At 69.2% G+C, this 3,591-nt stretch carries 3 protein-coding genes; all 3 read left to right on the forward strand.

The window, feature by feature from the left end:
- The first annotated feature begins 30 nt into the window (after window positions 1-30).
- On the forward strand, window positions 31-1,161 hold the full coding sequence (gene mreC, locus N5E02_RS20500; RefSeq protein WP_065178033.1) for a rod shape-determining protein MreC: 1,131 nt from the start codon (window positions 31-33) through the stop codon (window positions 1,159-1,161).
- Window positions 1,158-1,643, forward strand: a complete 486-nt coding sequence (mreD, locus tag N5E02_RS20505) for a rod shape-determining protein MreD (RefSeq protein WP_005419400.1) — start codon at window positions 1,158-1,160, stop codon at window positions 1,641-1,643. Before mreC ends, mreD begins: the two co-directional genes overlap by 4 nt.
- A 3-nt stretch (window positions 1,644-1,646) precedes the next feature.
- Window positions 1,647-3,591, forward strand: a 1,945-nt coding sequence (mrdA, locus tag N5E02_RS20510; protein WP_279946701.1) for a penicillin-binding protein 2, incomplete at its 3' end; no start/stop codon positions are given.

Raw genomic sequence — 3,591 nt, forward strand, 5'->3', positions numbered from 1 at the left:
CTTCCGCCTTCTGCCAGTTGAATCGTTGCCGTGCCGCCCTACGCCGGTCCTCCCGTCGCCTCCCGATCCGGTGATGCCGCCAGCCCCCTGCGGTTGCTGGCCTATCTCGCGTTGGCCATCACCCTGATCGTGCTCGATGACCAGGCTGGCTGGCTGGCACGCCTGCGCGAGCAGGCCAACAGCCTGGTACAGCCGGTGTGGGCACTGGCTGGCCTGCCCGGCAAGCTCGGCAACCAGGTCAAGGATTCCGCCGCCAGCCATACCCAGCTGGTCACCGAAAACCGTGAACTGCGCAACCAGCTGCTGCTGGCCAACGCGCGCCTGACTCGCCTGCAGACCGCCGCGCTGGACAACGCCCAGCTGCGCGAACTGCTGAACGTGGCCGAGCGCAGTGGCCTGGACGTGCAGCTGGCGCCGATCCTGGACATCGACCTGGACCCGGTGAAGCAGCGCCTGGTGCTCGACGCAGGCAGCCGCGAGGGCGTGCACGTCGGCCAGGCGGTGATCGACGCCGGCGGCTTGATGGGGCAGGTGATCAGCGTCACCGGTGGCACCTCCACCGTGCTGCTGCTGACCGATCCCGACCACGCGGTGCCGGTCACCGTGGCCCGCAACGGCGTGCGCCTGATCGTCTATGGCCGCGGCGACACGCTGGAACTGCGCGACATCCCGCTCAGCGCCGGCGTGGAAGTGGGCGATGAGATCGTCACCTCCGGCCTCGGCGGGCGCTTCCCGGCCGGCTTCCCGGTCGGCACCATCACCGGCCTGCGCCCGGACGACACCCACGCCTTCCTGGTCGGCGAACTGAAGCCGGCGGCCCAGCTCGACCGCGGCCGCGACGTGCTGCTGCTGCGCCCGGGCGCGGCGATCCGCATTCCGCCGGAGCTGCGCCTGCAGCTGGAAGAAACCGCCCCGGGGGGCCCGGCCACCGGCGCCAGCGTGTCTGCGGGAGCCGCGCCAGCGGCAACGACGCCAGCTCCGGTCAGCTCCCCGGTAGCGCCGGTCGCTGGCCGGCAACAGCCCTCGTCGCAGACGAGGACTGTTGCCCCCGCATCCTCCCTTAACCCCGCGCCTCAACAAGAGGGGGGCTCTCCCCCAGCTGGATCCACGGTAGTGCCGGCCGCTGGTCGGCAACCGACCACGCCGGAGGCCCAGCGATGAGCCGCCTGCGCGACAACCCGTGGGTGCTGCCGGCCAGCCTGGTGGTGGCGCTGCTGCTGGGCCTGCTGCCGCTGCCGGCGCTGCTGCAGCCGCTGCGCCCGTACTGGCTGGCGCTGGTGCTGGCGTACTGGGTGATCGAAGCTCCTGAGCGCGTCGGCCTGGGCATCGCCTTTGCCAGCGGCGTGGTGGCCGACCTGCTGTACGGCGGCGTGCTGGGCGAACAGGCACTGCGGCTGGTAATGCTGGCCTTCATCCTGCAACGCTTCCGTGCCCGCATCCGCTTCTTCCCGATGTCCCAGCAGATGCTGGCCATCGGCGGCCTGCTGTTCAACGATCGCATCGTCAGCGCGCTGGTCCACATCGTGGTGGATGAGCCGACCCTGCCCTGGTCGTACTGGTGGGCGCCTCTGCTGGGCATGGGCCTGTGGCCGCTGGTGTTCGTGCTGCTGGACGCGGTGCGCTTCGGCAAGCGCGGGCGCTGAGCCATGATCCCGCGCCGCCAGGTCAAGAACCCGCACGCCGAAGCCGAACAGTTCCGCCGCCGTGCGGCGCTGGGTTTCCTGGGCGTGCTGGTCTGCCTGCTGGGCCTGGGCGGCTGGTACTTCAAGCTGCAGGTGCTGGACCACGACGTGTACGCCACGCGCTCGGAAGCCAACCGCATCAAGCCGCGGCCGGTGGTGCCAGGGCGCGGCATGATCTACGACCGCAACGGTCGCCTGCTGGCCGAAAACGTGCCGGCCTTCCGCCTGGACGTCACTCCGGACAAGGTCAAGGACATGGATGCCACCCTGGAAGGGCTGGCGAAGATCATCAGCATCAGCCCGGAAGAGCTGGAAGCATTCAACAGGTCGCGCAAGGCGCGCCGCAAGTTCCTGCCGGTCACGCTGAAGCTGCGCATGAGCGACGAGGAGATGGCGCGCTTTGCCGTCGACCGCTGGCGTTTCCCGGGGGTCGAGCTGGAACCCTACCTGACCCGGCGCTATCCCTATGGCGATCTGTTCGCGCACATCATCGGCTACGTCGGCCGCGTTGATGACAAGGATCTGGAGATCCTCGGCGAAGGCAATGCCGCGCTGACCCACATCGGCAAGTCCGGCCTGGAACGCTATTACGAGCAGCAGCTGCGCGGCAAGGTCGGCTACGAGCAGGTCGAGACCAACGTGCAGGGTCGCGCGATCCGCACCATCGGCCGCGTCGCCGCGCAGTCCGGTGCCGACCTGCGGCTGTCGATCGACGCCGACCTGCAGCGCGCGATGGTGGCCGCGTTCGGCGACCAGGAGGGTTCGGCGGTGGCGATGGATCCGCGCACTGGCGAAGTGCTGGCGATGGTCAGCCTGCCGTCCTACGACCCCAACCTGTTCGTCAACGGCATTTCCCATGCCGACTTCAAGGCCTTGAACGAAAACCCGTCGCGGCCACAGTTCAACCGCCTGGTGCTCGGTGGCGTCGCTCCCGGTTCCACGCTGAAGCCGCTGATCGGCCTGGCGGGACTGGACTCCGGCGTGCGCCGCCCGGAAGACAAGGTGCTCTCCACCGGCATGTTCTACCTGCCGGGCACCTCGCGCGGCTGGGGTGACGCCCACCGTGGCGGCCACGGCTGGACTGATCTGCGCAAGTCCATCGCCGAGTCGGTCAACACCTATTACTACAAGCTGGCGCTGGACCTGGGCATCGAGCGCTTCGACCATTACATGGAGTACTACGGCTTCGGCCAGCCGACCGGCATCGACCTCACCGGCGAGATCGGCGGCATCCTGCCGTCGCCCGCCTACAAGCGGAAGAGCCGCAAGGAAGCCTGGTATCCCGGCGATACGGTCAACATCAGCATCGGCCAGGGTGACTGGAAGGTCACCCCGCTGCAGCTGGCGCGCGGCGTCAGCGGCCTGGCCGACGGCCAGCTGCGCACCCCGCACCTGGTGATCCAGCAGCGCGAAGGCTTCGACAGCGACTGGACGGCGATGCCGCCCGGCGAGAGCAAGCCGGTCAGCCCCAATCCCAACAACGTGCAGGCCGTGCGCGAGGGCATGATGGCAACCATGCGGCCCGGCGGCAGCGGCTGGCGCGTGGCCGTCGGTGCGCCGTACGTGATGGCCGGCAAGACCGGTACCGCACAGGTCATCAGCCGCAAGGGCACCGCCGCCGTGAATCCGAAGAGCCTGCCGATGCATCTGCGTCACCGCGCACTGTTCGTCGGCTTTGCGCCGGCGGACAGCCCGGTCATCGCAATTGCGGTGGCAGTGGAAGGTGGTGGCTATGGTGGTTCGGCCGCGGCGCCGATCGCACGCAAGGTGTTCGACGCTTACCTGTTGGGCAAGATGCCCGAAGGCATGCAGCCGCTGGACAGCGAGCGCGGCACCACCGCCATCGGCGCCACCGCGTTCGACAACGAAGACGCGGGCGCGCGCCAGGCCGGTGACCTCGCCGCTGCAC

The sequence above is a fragment of the Stenotrophomonas sp. GD03777 genome, assembly GCF_029842485.1.
In the GTDB taxonomy this organism is placed as follows: domain Bacteria; phylum Pseudomonadota; class Gammaproteobacteria; order Xanthomonadales; family Xanthomonadaceae; genus Stenotrophomonas; species Stenotrophomonas sepilia.

Bases quoted from the DNA above. Each gene is read 5' to 3' on its own strand.
- mreD (WP_005419400.1), top strand. From the start codon at position 1,158: ATGAGCCGCCTGCGCGACAACCCGTGGGTGCTGCCGGCCAGCCTGGTG.